This is a genomic window from Leptospira ognonensis, assembly GCF_004770745.1.
In the GTDB taxonomy this organism is placed as follows: Bacteria; Spirochaetota; Leptospiria; order Leptospirales; family Leptospiraceae; genus Leptospira_A; species Leptospira_A ognonensis.
The window spans coordinates 1-1,358 of record NZ_RQGD01000043.1 but is presented as its reverse complement, the minus strand read 5'-3'; the positions used below and the strand labels follow the sequence as shown (position 1 = coordinate 1,358).

Sequence of the window (1,358 nt, the reverse complement as noted above, 5' to 3'; positions counted from 1 at the left end):
TGCAAGAAGTCGCGCCGACGCTAACGCCTCTGCGAGGCTCAGCTACGGACAACGTCGTGTAGCCTAGTTCGTTATACGCAATAGTTTGAAACCTAATATTTAATAAATGAAACATATCGGAATTTTTCCTTGGGTCGCGGTGAACCAACCAATAGCTATTAATGAATTTGAAATTATCTATTTCAAAAATGGAATACTACCAGCAGACAAAGATCAGAATGCGATGAAGGAAATTGCGAGTCTCCATAAAATACATACAACTTTCGAAATTAGAGAGGCTTCTTTTCTTAAATATAAAGACGAGATTCTAATCTCCAAACTAGAAGAAGAGGATATTCAAAAAATATTCACATTCTCTGAACTTTTTGCTTTTGCTGCTTTATCAGAAAGAAGATTCTTTACAAACAATTACATTAATAAAACTTCATTTGAATTCTATATTTATCCATATACAGATGATTCCAAATTGGTTTCTATTAATTCCAGAAAAAGAGATGGTGAAAAAAATACAGTATTTCCATTAAATCTTTTTACTAAAATCAAACCAGACTATTGCGGTAATAATCCGTCAGCGATCAATCTCAAATTAATCGATGGTATTCTAAATTATTCTGAACAGGTCAATTCCGATCACTTACTTGAAGCAATTAATATTTTCAATTTGGCAAATACTGATAGCAATCAGTTACGGAATTCTGTAGAAATTACTTTGCTACTTGGTTCCATAGAACGACTTTATAAAATAAATAATGGTAATAAGTCTGATTTAATATCCAAAATCTCTAGGTATTTAATTCCGAAAAACCGAGTTAATCCGAAAGATTGTCAACGCGTACGAGAGAAAAGAAAGAAAAGTACATACAAGACTCTCACAGAAGAATGGATTATGGATTTTAGAGAACTTCGAGGAGAGTATGCCCATGGTAGATTATATTCCAAACAACCATCAGTTTGGTCATTAGATGAACATGTTTTGTATTCTTCATATATCTTTCCTCTGTTAGTAAAATTAGCCCTCTCTGAATATTCATTTTATCAGTTAAGTGAAATCGATCAAAACCAAATAGATGTATTTGAAGAATTGCTTTGCATTAAACCAGTTGTGGGAAACGATAGTGCAATTAGTAAATTTGTTTGGAATGATGTCATAAATAAATTCTAATTGGAATACAGCTTCTGTAGACACAAACTACTGCGTATAACTGCGGCTGACACGCTCCGCTCGGGACCCCGGCCCTCGCTCGGCCTAAAGGCACATTGTCCTCCGTCACGCTTCTTGCTCTGCAAGAAGGCGCGCCGACGCTAACGCCTACTCCGTAGGCTCAGCTACGGACAACGTCGTGTAGCCTAGTTCGTTA

At 35.9% G+C, this 1,358-nt stretch carries 1 protein-coding gene; it reads left to right on the top strand.

Going from position 1 to position 1,358, the window contains the following annotated elements; genetic code table 11:
* Positions 1–106: 106 nt before the first annotated feature.
* Positions 107–1,162: a hypothetical protein gene (locus EHQ58_RS15550; protein WP_135624835.1), complete on the top strand. Its 1,056-nt coding sequence runs from the start codon at positions 107–109 to the stop codon at positions 1,160–1,162.
* Positions 1,163–1,358 lie beyond the last annotated feature (196 nt).